We start from the raw sequence: 1,343 nt of genomic DNA on the forward strand, positions 1-1,343 counted from the left end.
ATGGCGTAGCCGGCGACGTTGGTCGGGAGCGCCGTAAGTCCGGTGCCGGCGACCGTCAGCGCGCGATTGAAGGCCGAATTCCAGACGAACTCGCCGTCGACTATGATATGGAACGGATGGAATTCGCCGAGGTCGAGCGAGGCGCTGGCGACCACCGGTTGGAATTTCTGCACCAGCCCAAAGTACTGAAACTGATTGATCGTTCCGAGGTTGTTCAAGTTGTCCGAGATGATGTTGCGCAACGCCGCATAAGTGTTGCCCTTCTGTGCGAAGAGTGGGCGCGTCAGGTCTGAGCTGCAATTGTCCGAGACGTTCAATACAGAACAAGGTGCCGAGGGCTGTCCCTGGACATTCTCGAAATCGTAATAGGCTACGCCGAAGCGGAACTCGGAGACCGGGTCGAACCGTGCAGCGAAACCGGCCTGGGCGCCGAACAACCATTTGTCGTGACTCGGAAGCTTTCCGCCATCAATGGAAAGCGCGTTGGTACCCACGTTGAAGTCGGTATTGTAGATCGGAAACGCGCCCAGGACGCCGAACGCTGTGACGTTCGGAATCACCTCCTGCTTGGCCTGCACGGCGAAACCGTCGAAGCCGAGCTCGCGGTACCAGACCAGATCGGTCGGCGACCAGAACGGATTGTCGAAACGCCCGACCGACGCCATCAGAGCCTCGTTCGGGAGCTGATACTTCAGGAAGCCCCGATCGAGCCAGATCGAATATTTCGACAAGTTCGAGCCGCTGCCGCCCAGGGTCTGGTTGGTCGAGACCGGCGAGTTGCTCTCGCCGGTGGCGATCCGCAAGCCCGCCGCGAAGCCGTTGGTGAGGTCGGCGTCCATGCCGAGCCGGGCGCGCAGCCGCACCTGGTTGCGGTTCTGATAGGTGTTGTACGACGGGAAAGGGGTGAGGTTGTCTGCTGCCAGATTGTAAGGCGAGCCTGAGTTGACTGCGTTGAAATTGTACAGGCCCGGATCGTTGCCGGTCGGGAAGAAGCTGCCCTGATAGCGGGCGCGCACGTCGCCGTAGAAGCGGATGCGCTGCGCCCATTCCGGATACATGCCCGGCGAGGCCCAGTTCTCCTTCTCGGCCTTCGCCATCACCTCTTTCTTGATGTCCTCGCGCAACTGCCGCTTCACGATCTCCGGCACGTAGGTGACGTGCCGGGTTCCGGGCGGATTGGCCGCAGCCGCGGCGGCGGTCGCCGCCTTCGCCGCTTCATCCGCCTTGCTGGAGGCGTCCTTGGAGGCCTGCCGCGACACATAGGCTTCGTCTTCGGCCTGCTTGATCAGCGACTGCGCCTCATCCTCGCTGAGCAGCTTGCGCTTCACCATGAGGTTGAGCAG

Annotated in this window: 1 protein-coding gene; it reads right to left on the minus strand. The window is 61.6% G+C overall.

Going from position 1 to position 1,343, the window contains the following annotated elements:
* Positions 1-1,343: putative porin (locus AAFX91_RS41685; RefSeq protein WP_394570345.1), on the minus strand; the 1,343-nt coding region annotated here is incomplete at both ends.

This window comes from Bradyrhizobium sp. 31Argb, from assembly GCF_043638955.1.
GTDB lineage: Bacteria > Pseudomonadota > Alphaproteobacteria > Rhizobiales > Xanthobacteraceae > Bradyrhizobium.